The sequence below is a fragment of the Solwaraspora sp. WMMD406 genome (assembly GCF_029626025.1).
GTDB lineage: Bacteria > Actinomycetota > Actinomycetes > Mycobacteriales > Micromonosporaceae > Micromonospora_E.
This window is the reverse complement of the sequence record NZ_JARUBF010000001.1, coordinates 1,941,114-1,966,234: the sequence shown is the minus strand read 5'-3', so window position 1 is coordinate 1,966,234 and position 25,121 is coordinate 1,941,114. Positions and strand designations below refer to the sequence as shown.

Sequence of the window (25,121 nt, the reverse complement as noted above, 5' to 3'; positions counted from 1 at the left end):
CAGATCAGAACAGGGTGAGTTCGTCGCGTTCGATGCCCCGCAGCTTGTCGTAGTCGACGACCACGCAGCGGATGCCCCGGTCCTCGGCGAGCACCCTGGCCTGCGGCTTGATCTCCTGCGCGGCGAAGATGCCGCGCACCGGGGAGAGCAGCGGATCCCGGTTGAGCAGTTCCAGATAGCGGGTGAGCTGTTCCACGCCGTCGATCTCGCCCCGTCGTTTCACCTCGATGGCGACCGTCGCCGACCCGTCCCGGCAGAGCAGGTCCACCGGCCCGATCGCCGTCATGTACTCGCGGCGCACCAGGGTGAACTCGTCGCCGAAGGTACCCGGGTTGGCGGCGAGCAGCTCCTGCAGGTGCGCCTCCACCCCGTCCTTGCGCAGGCCGGGGTCGACGCCGAGGTCGTACGAGGTGTCCTGGAAGATCTCCTCCAGCGTGATCCGCAGCTCCTCGCCGGCCTTGTTGACCACCCGCCACACACCCGGCGCCTCTTCCAACCGGCACGGCGGGCTCATCCAGTTCAACGGCTTGTACGCCCGGTCGTCGGCGTGGATCGAGACCGACCCGTCCGCCTTGACCATCAGCAACCGGGTCGCCGTCGGCAGATGCGCCGAGAGTCGACCGACGTAGTCCACCGAGCATCGCGCAATCACCAGCCGCACCCGACGAGGGTAGCGGCAGCGGGGTACGGGTGCCGCGCGGGGCTGGCGCGCCGGTGCCATCCTGGATCACGTGTTCGAACTGCTGACCGGGACCGGGCTGGCCGCCTCCGCGGGGCTCAACGCGTACATTCCGCTGCTGACCGTGGGGCTGTTGGCCCGCTACACCAGTCTGATCACGCCGCCCGACGGGTGGCAGTGGATCAGCAACGGCTGGGTGCTGGCCATCCTGGCCGGGCTGCTCGCCGTCGAGCTGGTCGCCGACAAGGTGCCGGTGGTGGACCACGTCAACGACGTGGTGCAGACGGTGGTCCGCCCGACCGCCGGTGGGTTGGCGTTCGGCGCCGGATCGTCGTCGGAGACGGTGACCGTCACCGACCCGGGTGAGTTCTTCACCTCGAACCAGTGGATACCGGTGCTGGTCGGGGTGCTGATCGCGCTCGGAGTGCATGGTCTCAAGGCCACCGCCCGACCGGTGATCAACACGGCGACCGCCGGCACCGGTGCTCCGGTGGCGAGCACCGCGGAGGACGTCGCCAGCGTGGTGATGTCGGTGGTGGCCATCCTGCTGCCCGTACTGGTGCTGGTCTTCCTGGCCGTGCTGGTGATCGGCGGGCCGTTGCTGATCCGCCGGGCGCGGGCCCGCCGCCGGGAACGCAAAGCCGCCCGGGCCGCCGGATACCGGGTCTGACCGATATCAGGTCGAACGGGGCATCCGCGACAGGCTGAACGCGTCGAAGCCCGGCACCGAACGGCCGGAACGCGAGCACCCGTTCACCAACGGCGCGCCGCGCCTGCGACGATTTCCGCTGTGGGTTCACGTTGGACGGGACTGGCGGTGGCGACAGCGGTCGCCGTACTCGGCGTCGGGGCGATCGTCGTCGGCCTGGTCACCCACGAAGACGGGCTGTCGGTGCCGGCCTCGGCCGTGGCCGGCACCGTCGATCCGGCGGCGGCGTCGACCGGTGGTCCGGGCACCGACGGCGGTACGCCGCCCGGCCCGTCGCCCGCCTCGTCACCGAGCCCCGCTCCCCCGGACCGCCCCACCGACCGGCCCGGTGCGACCCGGCCCGGTACCCGCCCGCCCGTGGTGGACCACGGACCGCGCGGCGGTGACCTGGTCGCGTTGACCTTCGACGCCGACATGACCGAAGGGATGCGCTACAGCCTGCGCAGCGGCGAGGTGCGCTCGTACGCCAACCTGGCCATCGTCGAACTGCTGGAACGCGAGCAGGTGCCGGCGACGTTCTTCCTGACCGGGATGTGGGTCGAGGAGTATCCGGACCTGACCCGCCGGCTGGCCGGCAACCCCCGCTTCGAACTCGCCAACCATACGTACGACCACTCGGCGTTCACCGCCGACTGCTACGGGCTTCCGCAGCTGCCGGCGAACGCGATGACAGCCGACGTGGCGAAGACGTTCGAGGTGATCGAGCCGTACGGCGGACGGCAGACCCGCTACTTCCGGTTCCCCGGGCTGTGCCACGACGGGGCGGCGCTGGCCGCGCTGGCCCCGCTGGGCGTGACCGTGGTGGACGGCGACGTGATCAGCGGCGACCCGTTCGCCACCGCCTGGCAGCCGATCGTCGACGCGGTGCTGTCCCGGGTGCAGCCGGGTTCGGTGGTGGTCCTGCACGTCACCGAGGCCAACGCCGCCATGACCGACGAGGCGTTGCCGCACATCCTCGCCGGTCTGCGCGACCGTGGCCTGACCCCGGCGACCCTGTCCGAGGTCCTCGCCGGATAGCGGCCGCAGGTTCGTTCGCGACGCCGGGGGGTCGCACTGAGCGGCACCGTCGGTCACCGCCAGCGGAACCAGCGAGCGGCCAGCGCCCCGACGGCCGTCAGGTAGGCCGCCATCACCAGCAGGTGCAGCGGGCGAACCGGATCGCCGGCCCAGCTGGCCTGCATGGCCTGGCTCAGCGCACCCAACGGGGTGAGGTCGCTGATCCGGCGGATCGCCTCGGGCATCATCGGCCCCGGCGTCCAGACCCCGGCGAAGAACAGCATCGGGAAGTAGACCAGCATGCTGATGGCGTTCGCCGCCCGGCCGGTCGGCACCAGGGCCGCGATCAGCAACCCGACGGCGAAGGTGGCCGCCGCGCCGAGCAGAAAGACACCGAGAAAACCCAACGGACGCTCCGGCAGTGGCACCCGGAACACGACGGCCGCCGCCGCGACGGCCAGACCGACCGCGACGGTGGTAGCGGCGGTGGAGACCAGCAGCTGGGCGCCGAGCAGCTTCTCCGGGCGTACCGGGGTGGTGGCCATCCGGCGCAGCACGCCCCGCTCGCGGTAGGCGGCCATCGTCGTGGGCAGCGCGTTGATCGCGATGGTGGCGACCGCCAGCGCCACCACCACCGGCAGGTAGAAGTCGATCGGGCGCAGGCCGGCGAGCTCCGCCACCGGGGTACGGAAACCGGGCATCACCCCGCCCAGCACGACGATGAGCAGCATCGGGAAGGCCAGTGCCATCACCACGGCCGCCGGATCCCGCAGGAACAGCTTGGCCTCCATCACGGTGAGCCGACCCAGCGCGGTCATCGGGCACCTCCGGTGAGCGCCAGGAAGGCGTCGTCCAACGTAGCCTGGTGCAGGCGTAGCTCGCGCGGCGTGACCCCATGCCGGGACAGCGCCGCGGCGACGGCGAAGAACAGCTCCGCGCCGCCTTCGACGACGACCTCACGTCCGTCGACGGTCGCCGACGTGACCTGCGGCAGCGCGGTGAGCAGGGCGAGGTCCAGTGGTCGGTCCGCGACGAACCGGATCCGTTGCCCGGCGTCGACGCCGGCGGCCAGCCCGGCCGGGGTGTCCACGGCGACCACCCGACCGGCGTCGATGACCGCGACCCGGTCACAGAGCCGTTCCGCCTCCTCCATCAGGTGGGTGACCAGGACCAGGGTGACACCCCGGTTGCGGACCGACTCGATCAGCGACCAGGTGTCGCGGCGGGCCGCCGGGTCCAGTCCGGTGGTGAGTTCGTCGAGGAACGCCACCTTCGGGTCGCCGACCAGGGCGAGCGCCACCGACAGACGCTGCTTCTGCCCGCCGGAGAGCTGGCCGAACCGGGCGTCGTGCCGGGCCGACAGGCCGAGCAGGTCGAGCAGTTCCCGCCAGTCGGCGGGCTGCCGGTAGAAGGAGCTGTAGAGCTCCAAGGCCTCCCAGACCTTCATCCGCTCCGGCAGTTGGCTCTCCTGCAGCTGGGCGCCGAGCCGCTGGCGCAGTCGGGCACCGTCGCGCTGCGGGTCCAGGCCGAGCACCCGTACGCTGCCCCGGTCCGGCCGGCGCAACCCGAGCGCGCACTCCACAGTGGTGGTCTTGCCGGCACCGTTGCGGCCGAGGATGCCGAAGATCTCTCCTTCGTCGACGGTGAACGACACGTCGTCCACCGCGACCAGGTCGCCGTACCGCTTGTGCAGGTGTTCGACGTCGATGACGGGCATGGTTCCCCCTCAGCCGGTGATCTTCTTGATCGGCAGTCGCCGGACCAACGCCCAGGTGACGGCGCTGGCGACCGCCAGCGCGGCCAGCGCGGCCAGGGTGCCGGTGCCGAGGTGTGCCTCGTCGCCGAGGCCGAGCAGCCGACCGAACGCCACCCCGGTCCATTCGGTACGGAACGCGAGCTCGACGACGAACGCCGGCAACAGAGTCAGCGGCAGCAGCAGCGTCGCCCACCAGGGATTGAGCACGTGGTAGGCGATCGCGCAGAGCGCTCCGGCGGCTGTGTAGCCGACGTTGACCAGCCCGTACTCCAGCCAGAGCGCGGCGACCTCGCCCGCCGAGCCGACCGGATACGGCTCGGTCAGCCCGCCGAGTAGGCCGAAGGCGTCGAACGTGAGGTACTCGACGCCGAAACCGACCGTCGTGACGGCGGCGAAGCCCACGGCGTACGGCAGCAGGAAACCCCAGGAACCGATCAGCGCGTCCCGTCGGGTGACGCCCTGGGCGACGAACATCGGCAGGTAGGCGCCGAGAGCGGTGACGCCGAAGACGAAGGTGAACCAGCGCGGGGCCTGCAGGCCCATGTTCTGCCACATGCTGGCCTCGACGGTGCCGAATCGCGCGATCAGGCCGATCACCACGGCCCAGACCAGGTAGAGGATCGCCCAATAGGCGCCGGCCAGCGGCAACGACCGGCGCAGCAACGTCCGGCAGACCTTCCACGCGGGGGCGCTCATCGCCGTACCTCCTTGATGTCTGCCGCGCCGTCAGCGGTGAGGTGCACGAACAGGTCCTGCAGCCCGATCGGGCCGAGCTCCAACCCGGTGGTACGGGCGGCGGCCCGGTCGCCGTCGTCGACGGTGCCGAAAATGGTGGTGGAGCGGGTGCCGCCGAGCTGCTGGCTGCCGAGAACGGTGCGCCCGGCGACGAACGCGTCGACGGCGGCGGCCGGGCCGGTCACCGTGGTCCCCCGGGCGCGTAGGGTCTCGGTCTCCTCGTGGGCGACCAGCCGGCCCCGGTGCAGGATGACCACTTCCTCGAACAGCGAGCCGACCTCTTCGATGAGGTGGGTGGAGAGCACGATGGTGCGCGGGTGGGCCAGGTAGTCGGCCAGCACTTCGTCGTAGAAGGCGTACCGGCTGGGGGCGTCGAGGCCGAGGTAGGCCTCGTCGAAGATGGTCAGTGGTGCTCGGGCAGCCAGTCCGAGGGTGACGCTGAGGGCGGATTTCATGCCCCGGCTCAGTCCGTTGAGCCGTTTGCGCATCGGCAGGTCAAACCGTTCGACCAGGCGCTTGGCGTAGTCGGCGTCCCAGTTGGGCCGCAGCGTCGCGGCAAGGTCCAGGATGCAGCCGACCCGGTCGGTGTCCTGGGCGTCGACCCGGTCGCGAACGAACGCGATCTGCGACATGATCGCCGCGTTCTCGTACGGGTCGGCGCCGCCGATCCGGACGGTCCCGCTGGTGGCGCGGCGGAAGGCGGACAGTACGGCGAGCAGGCTGGTCTTGCCGGAGCCGTTGCGCCCGAGCAGGCCGTAGATCTTGCCGGGGGCGAGGGTGAGGTCGAGCGAGTCGACGGCGATCGTGTCGCCGTAGCGGATCGTGAGGTCGCGGGTTTCGATGCCCAGGCCGGTCATTGCGGTGCCTCCCCGGTCTGCTGGATGTTGGTGCCTGACTGCTGGATGCGGGCGACGATCTCGGTCACCGGGATGCCGATGATCCGGGCTTCGGCGAGCATCGGGTCGACGACCTCGGTGAAGAACCGGTCGCGGCGCTGGCCGCGCAGGGTCTCGCGGGCGTCAGGGCTGACGAACATGCCGATGCCGCGCTTCTTGAACAGCACGCCTTCGTCGATGAGCTGGTGGAAGCCCTTGGCGGCGGTGGCGGGGTTGATGCGGTAGTAGCTGGCGTACTGGTTGGTGGACATGACCTGCTCGCCCTCCTGCAGCGCCCCGCTCAGGATGTCGTTTTTGATCTTGTCGGCTATCTGCTGATAGATCGGACTTCGATCATCGAACACGGGAGCACCTCTGGTTCATTGGTTCGTTACTCGTGTAATGAACCGTAGCACCGACGAACCCCGGCGGTCCAGCCGGTCAGCGGCGTCTGTCACCACCGCGACACCCCGGCGCGGACGCTCCCCCGGCAGGGGGATAGTTGACGCCATGAGCGACGAGGCGGCGTCCGCGCCGGCGATCGAGGTACGCGGGCTGCGCAAGGCGTACGGCGGATCCCCGGCGGTGGACGGGGTCGACCTGACCGTGCGACGCGGCGAGGTCTTCGCCCTGCTCGGCCCGAACGGCGCCGGCAAGACCACCACCGTGGAAATCCTGGAGGGCTACCGCCGCCGCGACGCCGGCGAGGTCCGGGTGCTCGGCGTCGACCCCGACCCGGGTACGCCGCAGTGGCGCTCCCGGATCGGCATCGTCCTGCAGGGCACCGGCGAGTTCGACGAACTGACCGTCGGCGAGGTCGTCGCGCACTTCGCCGCCTTCTATCCGGCCCCGGCCGACCCGGCGGCGGTGATCGAGCGAGTCGGACTCTCCGCCAAGGCCAAGGCCCGCACCCACACCCTCTCCGGCGGACAGAAACGCCGCCTCGACGTGGCGCTGGGCATCGTCGGCCGCCCCGAACTGCTCTTCCTCGACGAGCCGACCACCGGCTTCGACCCCGAGGCGCGACGGGAATTCTGGGAGTTGATCCGGTCACTCGCCGGTGCCGGCACCACGATCCTGCTGACCACCCACTACCTCGACGAGGCCGAAGCCCTCGCCGACCGGGTCGGCGTGATCGCCGCCGGTCGACTCGTCGAGATCGCACCCCCGGCCGAGCTCGGCGGGCGACGCGACGCCCTGGCCACCGTTTCCTGGCGTACCGCCGACGGGACTGCACATCACGAGGAGAGTGCGACGCCGACGGCGCTGGTCGCCGACCTCGCCGCGCGCTTCGACGGCGAGGTCCCCGGCCTGACCGTCACCCGGCCGACGCTGGAAGACGTCTACCTGCGGATGATCGGACACAAATGAGCACGACGGCCGCCCCCACCACCCCTGCCGCTCCCGCCGGTACGTCGTCGGCCGCCGTCCGGGTCGGCCCCGCGCGGCTCGGGCTGCGACAGGGCCGGCTGGAGATCAAGCAGTTCCTGCGCAGCCGCGAATCGGTGGTCTTCACGATGGCCTTCCCGGTCATCATGATCCTGATCTTCGCGTCGATCTTCACCGGCGAGATCACCGACGGCGTACGGTTCACCCAGTACTTCATCACGGGGATGATCGCCACCGGACTGATGACCGTCGGTTTCCAGAGCCTGGCCATCCAGATCCCGATCGAACGCGACCGGGGCGTACTCAAGCGGCTACGCGGTACGCCGATGCCGAAGTGGGTCTACTTCGCCGGCAAGGTCATCATGGTGGCGGTGATCGGGTTCGCCGAGATGGTGCTGCTGCTGGCGGTGGCGACCCTGCTGTTCGATCTGCAGCTGCCGGACACCGCGGTCAAATGGTTCACCCTGGGCTGGGTGTCGGTGCTCGGCATCACCGCCTGCACGCTCTGCGGCATCGCGTTCTCGTCACTGGCGCGCAGCGGGCGCGGCGCCTCGGCGGTGGCTACCCCGGTCTCCCTGGTGCTGCAGTTCACCTCCGGGGTCTTCTTCGTCTTCACCGCGCTGCCCGGCTGGATGCAGCAGATCGCCGCACTGTTTCCGCTCAAGTGGATGTGTCAGGGGCTGCGGTCGGTGTTCCTGCCGGAGTCCTTCGGCACCCAGGAGCCGGGCGGCTCGTTCGAGCTCGGCATGGTCGCGCTGGTGCTCGGCGTCTGGTGCGTCATCGGCCTGGTGCTCTGCCTGACCACGTTCCGCTGGACCACCAAACGCGACGGCTGACCACCGCAACTGCCCTCGATCCCACCTGATCATGCAATTCGGGTGCCCTGGCTGAGCGGGTGAGGCCCCGAGGATCGCGCCGCACCTGCACCCGGCTACCAGCGAGATCAGTCCTCGCGCTGGCGCGACGCTGGCGACTGCGCTGGACCCGCCGGCCGTACACCAGGCGTTCAGCCTTGAGCTGGACCTCGAAGTGTGCCCTGGTGGCATAGGGGCACCGGACGGCTGTCAGATCTCGAACTCTGGCTCGTCGTCATCCCTGTCAGGAAGCAACCACCGCTCGCTGGGTTCGACGAAGGTGCCTTTGCCCTGGTGACGCCGGACCAGGCGGCGCGCCTCCAACCGCACGAGAACCATCTTGATGGTCGTGGCTCCGACCGTGTAGCGCTTGCTCATCTCGGCGATCGAGGGCAGCTTCTCCCCTGGCTTGAGCCGGCCGCTGACGATCGCGGCGGCGTAAGCATCAGAAATGCGGACATAGTCGGGCGGCGTAGCCAATTGACATCTCCTTGCACGGCAACCCGATTCGATCACGAGACGCATGACCGCGACAAGGATTCGTTGACTTAGGCGTCTTAGCCGCCTAAGTTGTTCGACGAGCCTCCTTGCACGGCAGCTCGGGGCGCTCACTCCGGTCGGGGCGGTCGGCGAGTCACGCCGTCGAGCGCCCCGACCCCCAGATGTGCCCTGGTCGCCGTACCGCCGAACAAGGCTGCGGCGATTGGCGGCCGGGGTGGCCCCGCCGCAACGGCAACGGGCAGGGCCACCCCATCCACCACCACACCCGAACACCCCCAACGGGAGGACCACGTGATCCGGCAACTCTGGCAACGATGGCGACTCCGCTGGCAACGCCACCGGATGAAGACCAACACCCCGCCAATGGCCCGCCGGCACCGGCGTCCACCGCGTACCCGCCGACATCCACCGCAACCAACGACGCACCGCGTACCGACCGATCCGGCCCTGGCAGATCCGCGCCCACCACTTCCCCACCGTCACCCGCCACGGCCGGGGTCGCGGCCTCGACCCCGGCGAAGTCACCGCCTTCCTCGACCGCGTCGCCCACGACCTCGGCATCCTCTACGCCGAACTCGACCGCACCATCGAACAGAACGACCGCATCAAAGACGCCCTCCGCCGCTGGCAGACCAGCCAGGCCAACGCCGCCCACGCCACCGCCACCACCCGGACCACCATCAACCTGCCCGCCTGGACCGGCGCCGGCGCCGGCACCGGCACCACGTACGGCGCCCACGGAACACCGAGGTGAGGCTCATCCACGTCACCCGTCGATCGAGACGTGGATGAGCCTCACCTCGGCGCGCTCGCGGGCACCGAGCCGGCACGATCAGCGATCGCCTGCCTGACCGTTCGCGTCAATTGCGCGCTTCGCCGGAGTACGTCGTCCGCCGTGAACCGCAACGCGAGCCAACCAGCCTGCTTTGACATCCTCCTCGCCCTAAGGGACGAGGATTCCCTCAACGCTGCGTGTGGAACACGCGGCGTCCGGGTGGGTTACCGCTTCACTGCGCGGTGCCGGGACAAGCCCTGGTCTTACCCGCGCTCGACGGTCGTTGAAGTCCGCCTGTCCGGCGGCCTTGATGTTGATGGCGGCGTTGATGTCCCGGTCGTGGTGACTGCCGCACGGGCAGTCCCACTCCCGGACGTTCAGCGCGATCTTCTCGTTGATCCGGCCGCAGTCGGAGCACATCCGGGTGGACGGGAGCCACCGGTCCACCCGGGCGAAGGTGCGCCCGTACCGCTCCGCCTTGTACTCCAGCATGCGGGTGAAGGCGGCCCAGCCCGCATCGTGCACGGACTTCGCCAGCCGGGTCCGGCCGAGACCAACAACGCACAGGTCCTCGACGTACACCGCTTGGTTGTCACGGATCAACGTCGTGGACAGCTTGTGCTGCCAGTCCCGCCGGGTGTCGGCTACCCGCGCGTGAGCGCGGGCCACCTCGATCACGGCTTTCCTGCGGCGGTTGCTGCCCCTCTGCTTGCGTGAGAGTGCCTGCTGCAACCGCTTGAGCTTGCGGGCCGCGCGGCGCAGGAACTTCGGTGCGGTCACCTTCGTGCCGTCGGACATGACCGCGAAGTGGGTCAGGCCCAGATCGATGCCGATCTCGGAGTCGACCGGCGGCAGCGTCTCGTCCTCGCCGATCCGCACGACGAACGAGGCGAAGTACCGGCCTGCCGTGTCCTTGATCACGGTGACCGAGGTGGGATCCGACGGCAGGCCGCGCGACCAGCGCACCGCAACGTCGCCGATCTTCGGCAGCCGCAGGCGGCCGTTGTCACAGACCTCGAACCGGGAGTTCTTCGTGAACCGGATCGCCTGCCGGTTGTCCTTACGGGACCGGTACCGGGGCGGGGCCACCTTGCGGCCCCGGCGTTTGCCGGACAGCGAGTTGAAGAAATTGCGGTACGCGGTGTTCAGATCGGCGAGGGCCTGCTGCAACACCACGGCCGACACCTCACCCAGCCAGGCCCGGTCCTCGCTGGCCTTGGCCGCTGTGATGACCAACTTCGACAGGTCGCCGTCGGAGATGTACTTCTCGCCCGCCTCGCGGGCCTGCTGACGCAGCCTGAGTCCGTCGTTGAAAACCACCCGGGCACACCCGAACGCCTGCGCCAGCGCGGTGCGCTGGGCGGCGTCCGGGGTGATCCGGTAGTTGTAACGGAGCTGCACGACCATCACTGTATCATGTTGGTTTATGGTCGAACTTCAAGGCATCCGCACCGGCAGGCACTGCACTTTCGCGATGCATGTCCACTTGGTTTTCGTGACGAAGTTCCGGCACAACGTGTTCGCCGACCGGCACCTGACCCGGATGGAGGCGATCATGCGAGACGTGTGCGCCGACTTCGAGGCCGAACTGGTCGAGTTCAACGGCGAGAACAACCACGTCCACCTGCTGGTCAACTTCCCGCCCAAGGTCGCCGTGGCCAGGCTGGTCAACAGCCTCAAAGGGGTCTCCTCGCGCCGCCTCCGGCAGGAGTTCCCCGACCTGGTGCGCCACTACTACCGGGCCAACAAACTCTGGTCCGGCTCGTACTTCGCCGGGTCTGTCGGCGGCGCACCCTTGAGCGTCATCAAGCAGTACATCGAGCAGCAGAACCGTCCCGGTCAAGGCACTGCTCGGGCCTGGCGGCCCTCCCAGCGCGGGCCTTCACCCCCGGACTGAAGGCCGGACCACTGGCCCGCATTCCGGTAGCTGATCATCGGGTGCGGATCAGGCCGCGCCGATTTCGGCAGCGCCAGCTGGACCGCGACCGCCGGTCCGCCTCCCCGCACCAAGGGCAGAAGATCCACCCCCCACAGGTACGCGGCGCTCAGCCCGCAGACCGCAGCGCCCTTCGGCGAGCGGGCAGCGGCAGCGGCGCACCACATGCGGTGGTCGTCAGGCAGGTACGAAGCTTCGTGTACGTAGACGTCCGGAAGGAGGCGACGCCAGGCCGGCCCGTCGAGCATCCGCCAGGTGATCAGGCCGGCCGCCACCGCCGTGCTGCCACGAAACGGGTCGAAGCTCAGCTCGCGTGGGATCTTCGCCGGGCGGGGCACCGGCAGAGTCTGCCCCGCCGTCTCTCCGCCCGCTGTCCGTACGGCGGGTTCCGTCACCGATCCGACAGGCTCCCACCGGTCCGACCCACCCGACCGGACCGGGTGGGTGGGATCAGGTGGGTCGCGCCGAGGTGAGGCTCATCCACGTCACCCGTCGATCGAGACGTGGATGAGCCTCACCTCGGTGCGTTCCTCGGCCCGGATCCCGCCTCATCGCATCACGAAGCGCCGATGGTCAGTAGCTGTAGAAGCCCTGGCCGGTCTTGCGGCCCAGGTCACCGGCGACGACCATGCGCTGCAGCAACTCCGGCGGGAAGAACTTCTCGTCGGCGGTGTCGGTGTAGATGTTGCGGGCCGCGTTGAGCAGCACGTCCGCGCCGGTCAGGTCGGTCGTCGCCAACGGTCCCATGGCGTGCCCGAACCCGAGCTTGCAGGCGGTGTCCAGGTCCTCGGCGGAGACGACGCCCGCCTCGACGAGCTTGACCGCTTCCACCATGAGGGCGGTGAGCAGCCGGGTGGTGACGAAGCCGGCGATGTCCCGGTTGACCACCACACAGGTCTTGCCGATCTCCTCGGCGAACGCCTTCGCGGTGGCCAGTGTCGCGTCCGAGGTCTTGTAGCCGCGAACCAGTTCGCAGAGCTTCATCATCGGCACCGGGGAGAAGAAGTGCGTGCCGACCACCGACTCGGGGCGTTCGGTGACGGCGGCGATCTGGGTCACCGGGATCGCCGACGTGTTGGTGGCCAGGACCGCGTCGGCTTTGCAGATCTTGTCCAGCGCCCGGAACACCTCGTGCTTGATCTCGATCCGCTCGAAGACGGCCTCGACGACGATGTCGGCGTCAGCCGCCGCCTCCAGATCGGTGGTGGTGATGATCCGGCTCAACGCCGCCTCGACGTCGTCGGCGCTGATGGTGCCCTTGGTGGCGAACCGGTCCAGCGAGCGCCGGATGCCGTCGACGCCCCGCGCGGTGGCGGCGTCGTCGAGGTCGCGCATGGTCACCTGCCAGCCGGCCTGGGCCGCGACCTGAGCGATCCCCGACCCCATCAATCCGGCTCCGATCACTGCCAGCCGACCCGCCATCTGCCGCTCCTGTCCACGTCCGAATCCCACCAGATGCCTAGCACCTTAACCGGCGGCACTGAACGATCGCTAACCCGCTAAACCCGCTAAACCGGCTAACCCACTGACCCGCTAACCCGCGCGGACCGTGTTGACCCGCCAGCCCGCCGATAGGCCGGGCCGGCGTCACGTCACATTCGGTACGCCGGCTCCTGAGGCGCGGCGAGTCGTTCGACCTGCACCCCGAGCGAACACAGGTCGGCGACGTAGTTGGGATAGCCCCGGTCGATGTGGTGCACGTGAGAGATCTCGGTGACGCCGTCGGCGCAGAGCCCGGCGATGACCAGACCGGCGCCGGCGCGGATGTCGGTCGCCCGTACCGGCGCACCGGAGAGCCGCTCCCGGCCCCGGACCACGGCGTGATGCCCGTCGGTCTTGATGTCGGCGCCGAGCCGGACCAGCTCGTTGACGAACATGAAACGCCCGTCGAAGATGTTCTCGGTCACCAGCGAGGCACCCTCGCTGACCGAGGCGAGGCCGATCGCCATCGGCAGCAGGTCGGTGGCGAAGCCGGGAAACGGCAAGGTCACCACGTCCACCGCGCGCGGACGGCGGTCCATCCGTACCCGGAAACCGTCGTCGGTGGTGTCGACGGTCCCCCCGGCGGTCGCCACCTTGTCCAAGGCGATCTCCAGAAACGTCGAGCTGACTCCCCGTACGGTCACGTCGCCCTGGGTCATCGCGGCCGCGAACGCCCAGGTTCCGCCGACGATCCGGTCCCCGATGGTGGCATGGCGCACCGGACGCAGCTCGGGTACGCCCTCGATGCGCAGAGTCGCGCTGCCCGCCCCGTCGATCTGCGCACCCATCTGGTTGAGCATCGTGCAGATGTCGACGATCTCCGGTTCCCGGGCCGCGTTGTCGATCTCGGTCACCCCGTCGGCCAGCACCGCGGCCATCACCAGGTTCTCGGTCGCGCCGACGCTCGGGAAGTCCAACCAGATGGTCGCCCCGTGCAGCCCACGCGGCGCGGAGGCAATGACGAACCCGTGCTCGTTGGCGATGTCGGCACCCATCCTGGCCAGTCCGGCCACATGCATGTCCAGACCCCGCGAGCCGATCGCGTCGCCGCCGGGATGGGCGACCCGCACCTGCCCGCACCGGGCCAGCAACGGCCCGAGCACGCAGATCGAGGCGCGCAGCCGCCGTACGAGGTCGTAGTCGGCTTCGCAGCCGGGCATCGGCGGCACGTCGATGGTCACCGTGCTGGCCCGGGACACCGGCAGGGAGTCCGGGACCGGGGAGACCGTCGGCGACGCGGGGACCGGATCCGACTCGGCGGCGAAGGTCACCTCGCAGCCGAGTCGCCGCAGCACCTCACCCATGATCGCGATGTCGGTGATCCGGGGAACGTTGCTGATCACCGTACGGCCCGGGGCCAGCAACGCGGCCGCCATCAGCTTCAACGCGGAGTTCTTCGCGCCTTCGACCGGCACCGAACCGGCCAGCCGGGCACCGCCGACGACCCGGATCACGTCCATCTCGGTCGGGGTGGCCGGGGTCAGTTCCGGCTCACCGGCCACGGCGTCGGTCAGTGCCGGACGCGCCTCGGCACGCGCCTCGTCGGTGTCCGATGCCACGCCGCCGATGCCGGCGCGGCTGGTCGTCCGTACCCTGTCACTCATGGCCGTCCACCTCACCCGCATCTACACCAAGGCCGGCGACACCGGCACGACCAGGCTGAGCAACAACGAGCAGGTCGCCAAGACCGACCCCCGGATCTGCGCGTACGCCGACGTGGACGAGTGCAACGCCGCCATCGGGGTGGCGATCGCGCTCGGCGGACTCGACGAGCCGCTGACCACGGTCCTGGCCCGCATCCAGAACGACCTGTTCGACGTCGGCGCCGATCTGGCCACACCGATCGAGCCGGACCCCGCGTACCCGCCGCTGCGGGTGACCGAGGAGTACGTCACCCGGCTGGAAGGCTGGTGTGACGAGTACAACTCGCGGCTGGCCAAGCTCGACTCCTTCGTTCTGCCCGGCGGCACCTCGGGCGCCGCACTCCTGCACGTGGCACGGACCGTGGCTCGGCGGGCCGAGCGCGCGGCGTGGGCACTCGTGTCCGCCGATCAGCAGCGAACCAGTACCCTTCCGGCAAAGTATCTCAATCGTCTCTCGGATTTGCTGTTCATCCTGGCGAGAACGGCGAACCCGGGCGGCGATGTGCTGTGGGTACCCGGTGGGGGCCGCTGACCTTGGGCGGTGTGCACCACATCGAGCTCTGGGTGCCTGATCTGGCCGGTTCGGAGCCGGGCTGGTCCTGGCTGCTGACCGAGCTCGGCTGGCAGCCGTACCAGCGGTGGCCGGCCGGCCGGTCGTGGCGCCACGGCGACACCTACCTGGTGCTGGAGCAGTCGCCGGCGCTGACCGCCGACGTCCACGACCGGTGCGCGCCGGGGCTCAACCACCTGGCGTTGCACGCCGGGCCCCGGCGGCGGGTGGACGAGCTGGTCGCGGCCGCGCCGGACCACGGGTGGTCCCTGTTGTTCGCCGACCGGCATCCGTACGCGGGCGGGCCGGACACCTACGCCGGCTATCTGACCGACCGGTACGGCTACGAGGTCGAACTCGTAGCCGACGAGTGATCGGCGCTGCCGACCGACCGGTGATCGGCGCTCAGGCCGCCAGCCGGCGGGAGTCCTCCCCCGGCAGGCTCGCCTCCAGCCACGAGCTGAACCCGGTCACCGTGATCTCGGCCATGGCGATCTCGACCGGCGCGTGGTGGCTGGTGCAGCGCAGGATCACCCAGTCGTGCGGCAACGCCAGCCGCTCCTGGCCACGTGGGCTGCGGCGGCTCTCCACCGCCAGCCCACGGCGGGACAGCACTCGTTTGGGACGCAGCGCGAAGCTGAACAGTCGATACCAGCGCAGCTCGTCACCGACGAACCGGCCGAATCCGGGTGACCAGCCTCGGCCATCGACGATGGTGTTGACCCGGAAGCTGAGTTTGATGGTGCCACGTACCCGGGCCATCAGTGCCCGCCGGACGATCAGCGTCGCGATCGCGGCGAGCAGGACGAGGACGCCGATCCCGAACCAGTGCAGGGTCGACATCGACGCCGCCGCTCAGTGGCCGGACGCGGTGGCGGGTGCGGCCGGAGTGGCTTCCTCGGCGAGGATCGTCACGCCGTCGGTGGTCACGGAGAGAAATCCGCCAGCGACGTCGTAGGCGACCTGTTGCCGGTCAGGCAGCGTGATCCGCACCTGACCCGGCTCGGCGAGCTGACCGAGCATCGGCGCGTGGCCGGGCAGAACGCCGAGTTCGCCCTCGGTGGTCCGGGCGATGACCATCTCGGCCTCACCGGACCAGACCATCTGCTCGACGGCGACGAGTTCGACGTGCAGTTGCTTTGCCAACGCGGTCTCCTTTGGTGGCGGGGACGTCTACGAGTCTAGTCGGGGCGGACGTCCTGACCAGAGCCGGGTGCCGGCCACAGCCGGTCACTGTGCGCGATCGACCAGTTCGGGACGGGTCGCCACGAACTGGTCGAGAGTTCCGTCGCGCAGCGCCGCGAGGCAGTCGTCGGCGGCGGCGGTGAACTGCTCGCCGAGATACGCGCCGTCACCGCCGGTGACGGCAACGCCGGGCAGGTCCAACGGGACGATGCGGTCGCCGCGAATCCGCCGTAACCCCACGGCGAGGTCGAGCAGCGACCGACCCCGGGTGTCCACCACCATCGCAGGGCCGGCGGCGTCCAGCACGGCGGTCAGCCGCCCCGGGTCGGTGACCAGTTCCCGGGTCATCACCTGCTCGGCGAGAGCCCGGACCAGTTGTCGCTGATGTCGCTGCCGGCCGTAGTCACCGTCCGGCAGGCTTTCCCGCTGCCGGACGTAGTCCAGCGCCTGCCAGCCGGAGAGCACCTGCTCCCCCTGCTGATACTCGGCCTGCGGGCCGATGTAGCCGGGACCGTCCGGATTGGCGGGACGCGGCCGGCCGTCGGGTTGCCGGTGCGCGGAGCGCACGTCGGCGTCGATGCGCAGCCGTACGCCGCCGATCGCGTCGACCAGCCGCTCCAGTCCGGCGAAGTTGACGATCACCCCGGCGTCGAATCGGTCGACACCGGTACGGGCGGCGACAGTCGCGGCGAGCAGTTGGAAACCCGGCACCGGGTCGGGCAGTTCGACACCGGGCACCCGGCTGCCGTACGCCATCGCCGCGTTGATCCGGTCGACACCGCCGGGATAGTCGCTGATCCCGAAGGCCGGGATGTCCACCAGCAGGTCGCGGGGCAGCGAGAGCAGGTACGCCCGGTCGAGTCCGGCCGGTACGTGCACCACCAGCACCGTGTCCGCTCGGGGTACCCGGTGCGCCTGGTTCTCGGGTCGGTCGATGCCGACCAGCAGCAGGTTCACCGGCCCGGTCAGCGGGTCGTCCTGCACGGCCGTTTCGCCGCCGTCGCCGAACAGGTCCGCCGTGGGCACCGAGGTGACGGCCCGGTCCACGACGGTCCGGCTCAACAGCACCACCGAGCCCGCCACCAGCAGCAACCCGACGAGTACGGCGACCAGCGCCCGGCGTTCCGGGCGGTTCAGTCGTGGTCGTCGGTTGCCGGGCTCGTTCGACTCCGCCATTGACCCCGCCCCCGTCCGCCGCAGAGCCAGCCGGGTACCCGGCAGCGGCGGGCGCAAACGGCCGCCGGGGATGACCCGACACGGCCTGCCGGGGTGACCGGCCTGCCGGGGTGACCGGCCTGCCAGGGTCACCGGGGAGGCCGGGGTGCCGGTGACCGGGGAGAAACGACGACCGCCCCGCCGGATCGGCGGGGCGGTCGTGACGTGGTGCCGGCGGCTGGCGCGCCGTCGTCAGCCCTTCTTCCAGGCCGACGGCTGACGCCGTCGTCAGCCCTTCATCAGCTCGCGGGCGTTGCGCTCCAGGTCATCGAGCCCACCGCACATGAAGAAGGCCTGCTCGGGGAAGTGGTCGTACTCCCCTTCGCTGATCTTGCGGAATGCCTCGATGGTGTCCTTGACCGGCACGTACGAACCCTTGATGCCGGTGAAGACCTCGGCTGCGAAGGTGTTCTGCGACAGGAACCGCTCGATCCGCCGAGCCCGGGAGACGGTGATCTTGTCTTCCTCGGAGAGCTCTTCCATACCGAGGATGGCGATGATGTCCTGCAGGTCCTTGTACTTCTGCAGGATCCGCTTGACCTCGGAGGCCACCGCGTAGTGCTCCTGGCCGACGAACTCCGGGGCGAGGATCCGCGACGAGGACGCCAGCGGGTCCACCGCCGGGTAGATGCCCTTGTCGGAGATGGACCGCTCCAGGTTGGTGGTGGCGTCCAGGTGGGCGAAGGTGGTGGCCGGCGCCGGGTCGGTGTAGTCGTCGGCGGGCACGTAGATCGCCTGCATCGAGGTGATCGCCTGACCCCGGACCGAGGTGATCCGCTCCTGCAACTCGCCCATCTCGTCGGCCAGGGTGGGCTGGTAACCCACCGCCGACGGCATCCGGCCCAGCAGTGTGGAGACCTCGGAACCGGCCTGGGTGAACCGGAAGATGTTGTCGATGAACAGCAGCACTTCCTGCTTCTGCACGTCGCGGAAGTACTCCGCCATGGTCAGCGCGGCGAGCGCGACCCGCAACCGGGTGCCCGGCGGCTCGTCCATCTGGCCGTAGACCAGCGCGGTCTTGTCGATGACGCCGGACTCGGTCATCTCGTGGATGAGGTCGTTGCCCTCACGGGTCCGCTCACCCACACCGGCGAAGACCGACGTACCACCGAAGTTGTTGGCGACCCGGATGATCATCTCCTGGATGAGCACCGTCTTGCCCACGCCGGCACCGCCGAACAGGCCGATCTTGCCGCCCTTGACGTACGGGGCCAGCAGGTCGAGCACCTTGATGCCGGTCTCCAGCATCTCGGTCTTCGGCTCCAGATCGGCGAACGCCGGCGCCTTCTGGTGAATCGAGCGACGCTCGGTCACCTGCAGCGTCTCACCCTCCGCGAGGTTGAGGCACTCGCCGATGGTGTTGAACACACGGCCCTTGATGCCGTCACCGACCGGCACCATGATCGGCGACCCGGTGTCGCGGACCGTGGCGCCCCTGACCATGCCGTCGGTCGGCTGCATCGAGATGGCCCGGATCACGTTGTCGCCGAGATGCTGGGCGACCTCGAGGGTCAGGGTCCGCTCACCGCCGGCGAGCGCGACGTCCACGTGCAGGGCGTTGAAGATCTCGGGCATCGCGTCGCGCGGGAACTCGGCGTCGACGACCGGGCCGATGACCCGGACCACGCGGCCGGTAGCCGATGCGGTCGCTCCGGTTGCCTGGGTTTCTACAGAGGCAGTCATCACACTTCACTTCCCGCCGCCGCGAGCGCGTTGGCGCCGCCGACGATCTCGCTGATCTCCTGGGTGATCCCGGCCTGACGCGCCGAGTTCATTAGCCGCGTGTACTTCTCGATCATTTCCTCGGCGTTGTCGGTGGCGCTCTTCATCGCTCGCCGCCGAGCGGCCGATTCACTCGCCGCCGATTCGACCAGCGCCGCGTAGATCCGGGTGTTGATGTACTTCGGCAGTAGCGCGTCGAGCAACGCTTCGGCGTTCGGCTCGAACTCGTACGCCGGCAGCACGCCCGCCGCAGCGTCCTTCGGCTTGTCCTTGACCTCCATCGGGCCGAGGATCCGGGGCACCGGGGTCTGGGTCATCAGCGACTTGAACTCGGTGGAGACGATGTGCAACTCGTCCACTCCCAGCACCTGGTCGGCCCCGGCGCCGTCGGTGTCGTCCGCGCCGCGCTGGAACGCGGCGATCAGCGTCTGGCCGACCTCGCGCGCGTCGGCGAAGCCAGGCTGCTCGGAGAAGCCGGTCCAGCTCGCCTCGATCGGCCGGTTACGGAACCGGTAGTACGACACGCCCTTGCGGCCGATGACGTACAGCACCGGTTCCTTGCCGTCTTCCTTCAACCGCGCGATCAGCGACTCGGCGGTCTTGATCGCGTTGGTGCTGTAGCCGCCGGCCAGACCCCGGTCGCTGGTGATCACCAGCACGCCGGCCCGCCGCACCCGTGGGCGCGCGGTCAGCAGCGGGTGGTCGACCGAGGCGTTGGAGGCCAGCGCGGTGAGCACACCGGTGATCGCGTTGGCGTACGGCAGCGAGGCCGCCACCCGCGCCTGGGCCTTGGCGACCCGGCTCGTCGCGACGAGCTCCATCGCCTTGGTGATCTTCTTCATCGACTTCGCCGAGCGGATCCGCTGGCGGAGTACCCGAACCTGCGCTGGCATCCGGAACCGCCTTACTCTTTCTCGGCGTCGGCGTCGGCGACGTACCGGGTGACGCTCTCGCGCTCCTGCTCGCCTTCCAGGGCCTCGGCCGGCGCCTCGTTGATCACCCGCGCCGGATCCTTGGACAGGAACATCTGCTTGAACTTCTCGATCGCACCGTCGAGCGTCGAGGTGATCTCGTCGTCCCAGTTGTGCGCGGCGATCGAGTCCAAGGTGCCCTTGTGGGAGTGCCGCAGGTACTCCAGGAACTCCGCCTCGAAGCGCCGGATGTCACCGACCGGGACGTCGTCGAGCTTGCCCTCGGTGCCGGCCCAGACCGAGACGACCTGCTCCTGCACCGGGAACGGCGAGTAGTTCGCCTGCTTGAGCAGCTCGACCAGGCGGGCGCCACGGTCCAGCTGGTTGCGCGACGCCTTGTCCAGGTCGGAGGCGAGCGCGGAGAACGCCTCCAGCTCGCGGTACTGGGCCAGGTCCAGCCGCAGCCGGCCGGCGACCTTCTTCATCGGCTTGACCTGCGCGGCACCACCGACCCGGGAGACCGACGTACCGACGTTGATCGCCGGCCGCTGGCCCTGGTTGAACAGGTCGGTCTCGAGGAAGATCTGACCGTCGGTGATCGAGATGACGTTTGTCGGGATGAAGGCCGAGATGTCGTTGGCCTTGGTCTCGATGATCGGCAGGCCGGTCATCGAGCCAGCTCCGAGCTCGTCGGAGAGCTTCGCGCAGCGCTCCAGCAGCCGGGAGTGCAGGTAGAAGACGTCACCGGGGTAGGCCTCACGGCCCGGCGGGCGACGCAGCAGCAGCGACACGGCCCGGTACGCCTCGGCCTGCTTGCTCAGGTCGTCGAAGACGATGAGCACGTGCTTGCCGCCGTACATCCAGTGCTGGCCGATCGACGATCCGGTGTACGGCGCGATGTATTTGAAGCCGGCCGGGTCGGAGGCGGGCGAGGCGACGATGGTGGTGTACTCCATCGCGCCGTGCTCCTCCAGCACGCCCTTGATCGAGGCGATGGTGGAGGCCTTCTGCCCGATCGCCACGTAGATGCAGCGCACCTGCTTGGTCGGGTCGCCGGATTCCCAGTTGGCCCGCTGGTTGAGGATCGTGTCCAGCGCGACGGTGGTCTTGCCGGTCTTGCGGTCGCCGATGATCAGCTGCCGCTGGCCGCGGCCGATCGGGGTCATGGCGTCGATCGCCTTGATACCGGTCTGCAGCGGCTCGTGCACCGACTGCCGGGCCATCACGTTCGGCGCCTGCAGCTCCAGCTCGCGGAAGCCCTCGTTGGCGATCTCGCCGAGGCCGTCGATCGGCTCGCCGAGCGCGCTGACCACCCGGCCGAGGAAGGCGTCGCCGACCGGTACGGAGAGCACCCGGCCGGTGCGCTTGACGCGCTGCCCTTCCTCGATGCCGGCGTAGTCGCCCAGCACGACCACACCGATGTCGCGTACGTCGAGGTTGAGCGCCACGCCCAGCGTGCCGTCCTCGAATTCCAACAGTTCGTTCGCCATCGCCGAGGGCAGGCCCTCGACGTGGGCGATGCCGTCCCCGGCGTCCGCCACGGTGCCGACCTCTTCGCGAGACAGCTCCGGCGTGTAGGAGGAGACGTAGCTTTCTAGTGCGCCACGGATCTCGTCCGACGAGATGGTCAGCTCGGCCATCCTCTGCTTCCTCTATGTCTAGTGGCCGGGACGAGCCCGGACGGCATGGACTGGATCAGCGCCCGGCGAGCGCCTTACGGGTGTCGATGAGGCGGCGGCGCACGGTGCCGTCGTACAGGTCGGAGCCGATCCGTACGCTCATCCCGCCGAGTACGGCAGGGTCGACCGTCAACTTGACGGAGACCTCCCGACCGTACATTCCGGCCAGTGTGGTGCCCAACCGTTGCTCCTCGGCCTCGGTCAGCGGTGCGGCGACCGTCACGTGCGCGACCTGTCGGTCCCGCCGCGCCGCGGCCATCTCGACCAGCCGGTTCAACCCGGCCCCGACGGACCGGCCGCCGAAGCCGCGTACCGCCTGCTCGGCCAGGCGTACCGTGGCCGGCAGCGCCTTCCCGGTCAGCAGCGTGCGGACCAGCTCGACCCGCCGGTCGGCCGGCACGGTCACGTCGCCCACCACGGCGCCCAGTTGCGGGTCACCGTCGACGATCTTGGCGAAGCGGAACAGCTCGTCTTCCACCTCGGCCAGCTCGCCAGCGCTCTCGGCCCCGGACAGGGCGGCGTCGACACCGAGTCGTTCGGCGGCGTCGAGCAGCTCCGACGGTGCCGACCAGCGGGCCGCGACGACCGCGCTGAGCAGCTCGACGCCGTCCGCACCGATCTTGCCGGTGAGTAGGCCCCTCAGCAGCCCGATCCGGTCGTCGGCGGGGCGGGCCGGGTCGGCCAGCGCCCGCCGGAGCCGGGGCTGGCGACGCAGCAGGTCGACGACGGAGAGGATCTCGTCGGCCGTGGTGGCGACCGCGTCCGGCGTGGTGCCGGCGACGTAGTCGACCAAGCGGCCGGTCACCGCCGCGTAGGACTCCCGGCTGGTGGCGGACTGCATCAGCGGGCTCCTGTGCTTTCCAGGTCGGCCAGGAACCGCTCGACGGTGCCCTTGCGGCGGGCCTCGTCGGCGAGCGCGTCCCCGACGATCCGACCGGCCAGGTCGACCGCGAGGGTGCCGACCTCGGCCCGGAGCTCACGGATGATGGTCTGCCGCTCGGCCGCGAGCTGTTCCTTGCCGGCCGCGATGATCCGGTCGGACTCCTCCCGCGCCTTGGCGAGGATGTCCTGCCGGATGCCCTCGGCGTCGGCCCGGGCGTCGTCGCGGATCCGCGCCGCGTCGGTACGCGCCTCGGCCAGCTGTGCCTTGTACTGCTCCAGCAGCTGGTTCGCCTCGGCCTGGGCGGCTTCGGCCCGCTTGATGCCGCCCTCGATCGCCTCGACCCGCGCCTGGTACATCGCTTCCATCCGTGGGAACACGAACTTCAGCAGGACGGCGACGAGCAGACCGAAGGCGATCAGACCGACGATGATCTCGGACAGCGGCGGGAGCAGGATGTTCCCGCCCTCTTCCGCGGCTATGTACGTGACGTCTTCGTACATGGACACTTCCCTTCGCCCGGACCGGCGCTCGCGCTGCCGGTCACCGAGTCAGACCACGCCGGTCGTCAGAGCGCGAACGCGAGCACCAGACCGAGCAGGGCCAGCGCCTCGATCACGGCGAAGCCCATGAACATGTAGACCCGGGTCAGGCCGGCGCTCTCCGGCTGGCGCGCGGTCGCCTGGATGTAGGCGGCGAACACCAAGCCGACACCGATACCGGGGCCGAGGGCGGCGATGCCGTAGCCGATGGCGTTCAGGCTGCCGGTGATCTCCATGGTTGTTTTCCTCCTGCGTTGAACGCGTGTCCATCACGCGCACGTTTAGGTGAATGTTCAGTTGTCGCCCGCTAAACGAACCGCGAACGTGTGCCGATCAGGGGGCCGGGATCAGTGCGACTCGGCCAGGGAGTGCTGCAGGTAGGTCGCGCTGAGCAGGGTGAAGACGTACGCCTGAAGGATCATGATGCCGAACTCGAAGAAGGTCATCACGATCGCCATGCCCCAGCTCAGGACGGCGATGGGCTTGATGAACAAGCTGTCGGCCTGGAACAGCGCCACGCCGCCGAGAATGAAGACCAGCAGGATCATGTGTCCGGCGAACATGTTGGCGAAAAGCCGGACGGAAAGCGTGACGGGCCGCAGGATCAGGTTGGAGACGAATTCGATCGGCACCAGGATCGGCTGCACCCACAGCGGCGCGCCGGAGACCCAGCAGACGTGCTTGACGTAGCCGACGAAGCCCCACTTGGCGATGCCGTGCCCGATGTACAGCAACCAGCTGACGACCGCGAGCACCATCGGGAAGGCGATGTGCGACATCGGGGAGATCTGGGCGAACGGGACGATGCCCCAGAGGTTGTTGATCAGGATGAAACAGAACAACACCGTGAGGTACGGCGCGAAGCGCACCCCGTCCTTGCCGATCACGTCCCGGGCGATGTTGTCGCGCACCATGCCGTAGACCGCCTCGGCCAGCCACTGGCCCTTGGTCGGCACCAGCTTCGGGCTGCGGTAGGTGACCAGGAAGAAGATCATCACCAGCGCGGCGGCGATCCACAGCAGAAGCGTTATCTTGGTGAACGCGGCCGCCCAGGCGGTCCCTTCCAGCCCGGGGATCAGGCTGCGGAAGTCGAAGGCATCCACGCCGGGAGGGAACTCCGCGGCGAGAACGGTCGGCTGCTCAGTCAACGCGCATCCTCCGTCGGTCGGGCCTGGTTCACGCGCCCAGCTTCTTAACGGTCAGGTAGACCCCGGCCGCCGTCCCGCCGATCAGTCCGATCAGCAGCCCGACGTTGGGCAGGTCCAGCCAACGGTCGACGAGCCACCCCGCCCCGCCCCACACGGCCATCCCGCCGAGTAGATAGCCGAGCGCGGCGAACCCCGTGTCGGCCCCCGAAGGGCCTGCGGGTTCAGAAGGTGGTTCACCGGCCATGACGCCGGAAACATATCAGGGCAACGATAGAGGCTGTGCGTCACCCCCCGCACAACCCTCGTTGTGTGGGCGACCGGTGGCACCTCAGATGGGAGCACACGGTACTCCTCTTCCGCGCTCACCGGTATCCAGTCCCCGCGCCACGCCCGAGATCGGCGTTGCGGCGACGTGGTCGCGACTACGTGCGGTCCGGCCGGCAGCGGCCCGGAACCCGGATGATCTACCCGACGCGGAGGGATCAGCGGCGGTCGGACATCATCGTGGATCGATTTCGACGTACGGGATGCGGGCGCGGAAGGTCCACCAGACCTGCGCCGTGATCCAGCCGAGGGTGCCCGCGACGATCGCCACCACCAGCATCCGCTGGCCCGGCCAGTCCGACCCCGCCACCGCGAAGACCGCCACGCCGAGCACCGAGAACTTCAGACTGTACGTGAGCAGCCCCACACTGAGCACCATCTTCGGATGTACCGAATCCGCCCAGGCCAGCGCCAGACTCGACGCCACGTAGCTACCCACCACCAGCAGCGTCCCCGCCGCCGCTCCGGCCGCTCCGGCACCACCGTCCACCCCGGCACCGATCGCCGTCAGCACCACCAGGAGCACCGCCGACACCACCAGCGGCACCGGCAGGTGCCGCAGCCGCGCGCGCATCATCGCGGCCGCCCCGACCATGACCGGGTGTCGTTCATGTCCATCCGCTCGGCCTCCCAGG

The 25,121-nt window shown here is 69.4% G+C and carries 30 protein-coding genes and 1 pseudogene; 8 read left to right on the top strand and 23 right to left on the bottom strand.

Translation table 11 applies throughout. The features are described from left to right. Positions 1-4 precede the first annotated feature (4 nt). Complete coding sequence (gene nucS / locus O7632_RS09080) at positions 5-661, bottom strand: endonuclease NucS (protein WP_278113083.1); 657 nt, start codon at positions 659-661, stop codon at positions 5-7. A gap of 70 nt (positions 662-731) precedes the next feature. Here nucS and O7632_RS09075 point away from each other — a divergent pair, with 70 nt between their 5' ends. Both O7632_RS09075 and O7632_RS09070 read left to right on the top strand, forming a co-directional pair. Next, on the top strand, positions 732-1,349 hold the full coding sequence (locus tag O7632_RS09075) for a DUF4126 domain-containing protein (RefSeq protein ID WP_278113080.1): 618 nt from the start codon (positions 732-734) through the stop codon (positions 1,347-1,349). A 120-nt stretch (positions 1,350-1,469) separates the two neighbouring features. Continuing rightward, positions 1,470-2,405, top strand: coding sequence for a polysaccharide deacetylase family protein (locus tag O7632_RS09070; RefSeq protein ID WP_278113078.1), 936 nt, complete (start codon positions 1,470-1,472; stop codon positions 2,403-2,405). A 53-nt stretch (positions 2,406-2,458) separates the two neighbouring features. Here O7632_RS09070 and O7632_RS09065 read toward each other — a convergent pair whose 3' ends face one another. From O7632_RS09065 to O7632_RS09045, 5 genes are read right to left on the bottom strand one after another with little or no spacing between them, the layout of a single operon-like run. Beyond that, positions 2,459-3,202 carry an ABC transporter permease gene (locus tag O7632_RS09065; protein ID WP_278113076.1) on the bottom strand — a complete coding sequence of 248 codons (744 nt, stop codon included), beginning with the start codon at positions 3,200-3,202 and terminating at the stop codon, positions 2,459-2,461. Then, positions 3,199-4,101, bottom strand: a complete 903-nt coding sequence (locus O7632_RS09060) for an ABC transporter ATP-binding protein (RefSeq protein WP_278113074.1) — start codon at positions 4,099-4,101, stop codon at positions 3,199-3,201. The genes O7632_RS09065 and O7632_RS09060 overlap by 4 nt, the downstream gene beginning before the upstream one ends. A 9-nt stretch (positions 4,102-4,110) precedes the next feature. Next, complete coding sequence (locus tag O7632_RS09055) at positions 4,111-4,836, bottom strand: hypothetical protein (protein ID WP_278113072.1); 726 nt, start codon at positions 4,834-4,836, stop codon at positions 4,111-4,113. Then, entirely contained in the window at positions 4,833-5,732 is a 900-nt protein-coding gene (locus O7632_RS09050; protein WP_278113071.1) for an ABC transporter ATP-binding protein, read from the bottom strand. Before O7632_RS09050 ends, O7632_RS09055 begins: the two co-directional genes overlap by 4 nt. After that, positions 5,729-6,115 (bottom strand): GntR family transcriptional regulator, encoded by a 387-nt coding sequence (locus O7632_RS09045; protein WP_278113069.1) that lies wholly within the window; start codon positions 6,113-6,115, stop codon positions 5,729-5,731. The genes O7632_RS09050 and O7632_RS09045 overlap by 4 nt, the downstream gene beginning before the upstream one ends. Positions 6,116-6,260: 145 nt before the next feature. Here O7632_RS09045 and O7632_RS09040 point away from each other — a divergent pair, with 145 nt between their 5' ends. Together O7632_RS09040 and O7632_RS09035 are read left to right on the top strand one after the other, a co-directional pair. Further along, a complete protein-coding gene (locus tag O7632_RS09040; RefSeq protein WP_278113067.1) occupies positions 6,261-7,121 on the top strand; it encodes an ABC transporter ATP-binding protein in 861 nt (286 codons plus the stop codon). Continuing rightward, positions 7,118-7,975, top strand: a complete 858-nt coding sequence (locus O7632_RS09035; RefSeq protein ID WP_278113064.1) for an ABC transporter permease — start codon at positions 7,118-7,120, stop codon at positions 7,973-7,975. The genes O7632_RS09040 and O7632_RS09035 overlap by 4 nt, the downstream gene beginning before the upstream one ends. Positions 7,976-8,203: 228 nt before the next feature. Here the strand turns inward: O7632_RS09035 and O7632_RS09030 are convergent, their stop codons facing one another. Next, positions 8,204-8,473: a winged helix-turn-helix domain-containing protein gene (locus tag O7632_RS09030; protein WP_278113063.1), complete on the bottom strand. Its 270-nt coding sequence runs from the start codon at positions 8,471-8,473 to the stop codon at positions 8,204-8,206. A 384-nt stretch (positions 8,474-8,857) separates the two neighbouring features. Here O7632_RS09030 and O7632_RS32195 point away from each other — a divergent pair. Continuing rightward, positions 8,858-9,143: pseudogene (locus O7632_RS32195) on the top strand (DivIVA domain-containing protein); the annotation flags it as partial. Here the strand turns inward: O7632_RS32195 and O7632_RS09020 are convergent. Together O7632_RS09020 and O7632_RS09015 are read right to left on the bottom strand one after the other, a co-directional pair. Beyond that, on the bottom strand, positions 9,059-9,259 hold the full coding sequence (locus tag O7632_RS09020; RefSeq protein WP_278113061.1) for a hypothetical protein: 201 nt from the start codon (positions 9,257-9,259) through the stop codon (positions 9,059-9,061). The pseudogene O7632_RS32195 and the gene O7632_RS09020 overlap by 85 nt on opposite strands. A gap of 178 nt (positions 9,260-9,437) precedes the next feature. Continuing rightward, entirely contained in the window at positions 9,438-10,670 is a 1,233-nt protein-coding gene (locus O7632_RS09015; protein ID WP_278113059.1) for a transposase, read from the bottom strand. Between the two features lie 25 nt (positions 10,671-10,695). Here O7632_RS09015 and tnpA point away from each other — a divergent pair, with 25 nt between their 5' ends. After that, positions 10,696-11,166 carry an IS200/IS605 family transposase gene (gene tnpA / locus O7632_RS09010; protein ID WP_278113057.1) on the top strand — a complete coding sequence of 157 codons (471 nt, stop codon included), beginning with the start codon at positions 10,696-10,698 and terminating at the stop codon, positions 11,164-11,166. A gap of 612 nt (positions 11,167-11,778) precedes the next feature. Here tnpA and O7632_RS09005 read toward each other — a convergent pair. Together O7632_RS09005 and murA are read right to left on the bottom strand one after the other, a co-directional pair. Next, positions 11,779-12,627 carry a 3-hydroxyacyl-CoA dehydrogenase family protein gene (locus tag O7632_RS09005; RefSeq protein ID WP_278113055.1) on the bottom strand — a complete coding sequence of 283 codons (849 nt, stop codon included), beginning with the start codon at positions 12,625-12,627 and terminating at the stop codon, positions 11,779-11,781. Between the two features lie 170 nt (positions 12,628-12,797). Continuing rightward, entirely contained in the window at positions 12,798-14,147 is a 1,350-nt protein-coding gene (murA, locus tag O7632_RS09000) for a UDP-N-acetylglucosamine 1-carboxyvinyltransferase (protein WP_278119941.1), read from the bottom strand. Positions 14,148-14,289: 142 nt separating this feature from the next. Between murA and O7632_RS08995 the strand changes: the two genes are divergently transcribed. Together O7632_RS08995 and O7632_RS08990 are read left to right on the top strand one after the other, a co-directional pair. Beyond that, the gene (locus O7632_RS08995; RefSeq protein WP_278113054.1) at positions 14,290-14,862 is read left to right on the top strand and encodes a cob(I)yrinic acid a,c-diamide adenosyltransferase; all 573 of its coding nucleotides are present in this window, start codon (positions 14,290-14,292) and stop codon (positions 14,860-14,862) included. 11 nt (positions 14,863-14,873) lie between these two features. After that, positions 14,874-15,254 (top strand): VOC family protein, encoded by a 381-nt coding sequence (locus O7632_RS08990; RefSeq protein WP_278113052.1) that lies wholly within the window; start codon positions 14,874-14,876, stop codon positions 15,252-15,254. A gap of 31 nt (positions 15,255-15,285) precedes the next feature. On the opposite strand, the gene O7632_RS08985 is transcribed toward O7632_RS08990, so the two are convergent. From O7632_RS08985 to O7632_RS08930, 12 genes are all read right to left on the bottom strand, one after another. After that, positions 15,286-15,723 carry a DUF2550 domain-containing protein gene (locus tag O7632_RS08985; protein WP_278113051.1) on the bottom strand — a complete coding sequence of 146 codons (438 nt, stop codon included), beginning with the start codon at positions 15,721-15,723 and terminating at the stop codon, positions 15,286-15,288. A gap of 12 nt (positions 15,724-15,735) precedes the next feature. Continuing rightward, positions 15,736-16,026: a F0F1 ATP synthase subunit epsilon gene (locus tag O7632_RS08980; protein ID WP_278113049.1), complete on the bottom strand. Its 291-nt coding sequence runs from the start codon at positions 16,024-16,026 to the stop codon at positions 15,736-15,738. Between the two features lie 84 nt (positions 16,027-16,110). Continuing rightward, a complete protein-coding gene (locus O7632_RS08975; RefSeq protein ID WP_278113047.1) occupies positions 16,111-17,241 on the bottom strand; it encodes an LCP family protein in 1,131 nt (376 codons plus the stop codon). Positions 17,242-17,508: 267 nt separating this feature from the next. Beyond that, the gene (gene atpD, locus O7632_RS08970) at positions 17,509-18,963 is read right to left on the bottom strand and encodes a F0F1 ATP synthase subunit beta (RefSeq protein ID WP_278113046.1); all 1,455 of its coding nucleotides are present in this window, start codon (positions 18,961-18,963) and stop codon (positions 17,509-17,511) included. Further along, positions 18,963-19,895: a F0F1 ATP synthase subunit gamma gene (locus O7632_RS08965; protein ID WP_278113044.1), complete on the bottom strand. Its 933-nt coding sequence runs from the start codon at positions 19,893-19,895 to the stop codon at positions 18,963-18,965. Before O7632_RS08965 ends, atpD begins: the two co-directional genes overlap by 1 nt. Positions 19,896-19,906: 11 nt before the next feature. After that, complete coding sequence (atpA, locus tag O7632_RS08960; RefSeq protein ID WP_278113043.1) at positions 19,907-21,553, bottom strand: F0F1 ATP synthase subunit alpha; 1,647 nt, start codon at positions 21,551-21,553, stop codon at positions 19,907-19,909. A gap of 55 nt (positions 21,554-21,608) precedes the next feature. Continuing rightward, positions 21,609-22,433 (bottom strand): F0F1 ATP synthase subunit delta, encoded by an 825-nt coding sequence (locus tag O7632_RS08955; RefSeq protein WP_278113042.1) that lies wholly within the window; start codon positions 22,431-22,433, stop codon positions 21,609-21,611. Next, positions 22,433-22,975, bottom strand: a complete 543-nt coding sequence (locus O7632_RS08950) for a F0F1 ATP synthase subunit B (protein ID WP_278113040.1) — start codon at positions 22,973-22,975, stop codon at positions 22,433-22,435. The genes O7632_RS08955 and O7632_RS08950 overlap by 1 nt, the downstream gene beginning before the upstream one ends. A gap of 65 nt (positions 22,976-23,040) precedes the next feature. Beyond that, positions 23,041-23,250: an ATP synthase F0 subunit C gene (gene atpE, locus O7632_RS08945; protein ID WP_278113038.1), complete on the bottom strand. Its 210-nt coding sequence runs from the start codon at positions 23,248-23,250 to the stop codon at positions 23,041-23,043. Positions 23,251-23,361: 111 nt separating this feature from the next. Further along, positions 23,362-24,162, bottom strand: coding sequence for a F0F1 ATP synthase subunit A (gene atpB, locus O7632_RS08940; RefSeq protein ID WP_278113035.1), 801 nt, complete (start codon positions 24,160-24,162; stop codon positions 23,362-23,364). A 28-nt stretch (positions 24,163-24,190) separates the two neighbouring features. Next, positions 24,191-24,406 (bottom strand): hypothetical protein, encoded by a 216-nt coding sequence (locus tag O7632_RS08935; protein ID WP_278113034.1) that lies wholly within the window; start codon positions 24,404-24,406, stop codon positions 24,191-24,193. 255 nt (positions 24,407-24,661) lie between these two features. Continuing rightward, complete coding sequence (locus tag O7632_RS08930; RefSeq protein ID WP_278113032.1) at positions 24,662-25,081, bottom strand: hypothetical protein; 420 nt, start codon at positions 25,079-25,081, stop codon at positions 24,662-24,664. Positions 25,082-25,121: the final 40 nt, after the last annotated feature.

Excerpts from the sequence above, each read along its gene's own strand:
- O7632_RS09065 (WP_278113076.1), bottom strand. The coding sequence starts at position 3,202 with ATGACCGCGCTGGGTCGGCTCACCGTGATGGAGGCCAAGCTGTTCCTG.
- O7632_RS09060 (WP_278113074.1), bottom strand. The coding sequence starts at position 4,101 with ATGCCCGTCATCGACGTCGAACACCTGCACAAGCGGTACGGCGACCTG.
- O7632_RS09055 (WP_278113072.1), bottom strand. The coding sequence starts at position 4,836 with ATGAGCGCCCCCGCGTGGAAGGTCTGCCGGACGTTGCTGCGCCGGTCG.
- O7632_RS09050 (WP_278113071.1), bottom strand. The coding sequence starts at position 5,732 with ATGACCGGCCTGGGCATCGAAACCCGCGACCTCACGATCCGCTACGGC.
- O7632_RS09040 (WP_278113067.1), top strand. The coding sequence starts at position 6,261 with ATGAGCGACGAGGCGGCGTCCGCGCCGGCGATCGAGGTACGCGGGCTG.
- O7632_RS09035 (WP_278113064.1), top strand. The coding sequence starts at position 7,118 with ATGAGCACGACGGCCGCCCCCACCACCCCTGCCGCTCCCGCCGGTACG.
- tnpA (WP_278113057.1), top strand. The coding sequence starts at position 10,696 with ATGGTCGAACTTCAAGGCATCCGCACCGGCAGGCACTGCACTTTCGCG.
- O7632_RS09005 (WP_278113055.1), bottom strand. The coding sequence starts at position 12,627 with ATGGCGGGTCGGCTGGCAGTGATCGGAGCCGGATTGATGGGGTCGGGG.
- murA (WP_278119941.1), bottom strand. The coding sequence starts at position 14,147 with ATGGACGTGATCCGGGTCGTCGGCGGTGCCCGGCTGGCCGGTTCGGTG.
- O7632_RS08995 (WP_278113054.1), top strand. The coding sequence starts at position 14,290 with ATGGCCGTCCACCTCACCCGCATCTACACCAAGGCCGGCGACACCGGC.
- O7632_RS08985 (WP_278113051.1), bottom strand. The coding sequence starts at position 15,723 with ATGTCGACCCTGCACTGGTTCGGGATCGGCGTCCTCGTCCTGCTCGCC.
- O7632_RS08975 (WP_278113047.1), bottom strand. The coding sequence starts at position 17,241 with ATGGCGGAGTCGAACGAGCCCGGCAACCGACGACCACGACTGAACCGC.
- atpD (WP_278113046.1), bottom strand. The coding sequence starts at position 18,963 with ATGACTGCCTCTGTAGAAACCCAGGCAACCGGAGCGACCGCATCGGCT.
- O7632_RS08965 (WP_278113044.1), bottom strand. The coding sequence starts at position 19,895 with ATGCCAGCGCAGGTTCGGGTACTCCGCCAGCGGATCCGCTCGGCGAAG.
- atpA (WP_278113043.1), bottom strand. The coding sequence starts at position 21,553 with ATGGCCGAGCTGACCATCTCGTCGGACGAGATCCGTGGCGCACTAGAA.
- O7632_RS08955 (WP_278113042.1), bottom strand. The coding sequence starts at position 22,433 with ATGCAGTCCGCCACCAGCCGGGAGTCCTACGCGGCGGTGACCGGCCGC.
- O7632_RS08950 (WP_278113040.1), bottom strand. The coding sequence starts at position 22,975 with ATGTACGAAGACGTCACGTACATAGCCGCGGAAGAGGGCGGGAACATC.
- atpE (WP_278113038.1), bottom strand. The coding sequence starts at position 23,250 with ATGGAGATCACCGGCAGCCTGAACGCCATCGGCTACGGCATCGCCGCC.
- O7632_RS08935 (WP_278113034.1), bottom strand. The coding sequence starts at position 24,406 with ATGGCCGGTGAACCACCTTCTGAACCCGCAGGCCCTTCGGGGGCCGAC.
- O7632_RS08930 (WP_278113032.1), bottom strand. The coding sequence starts at position 25,081 with ATGGTCGGGGCGGCCGCGATGATGCGCGCGCGGCTGCGGCACCTGCCG.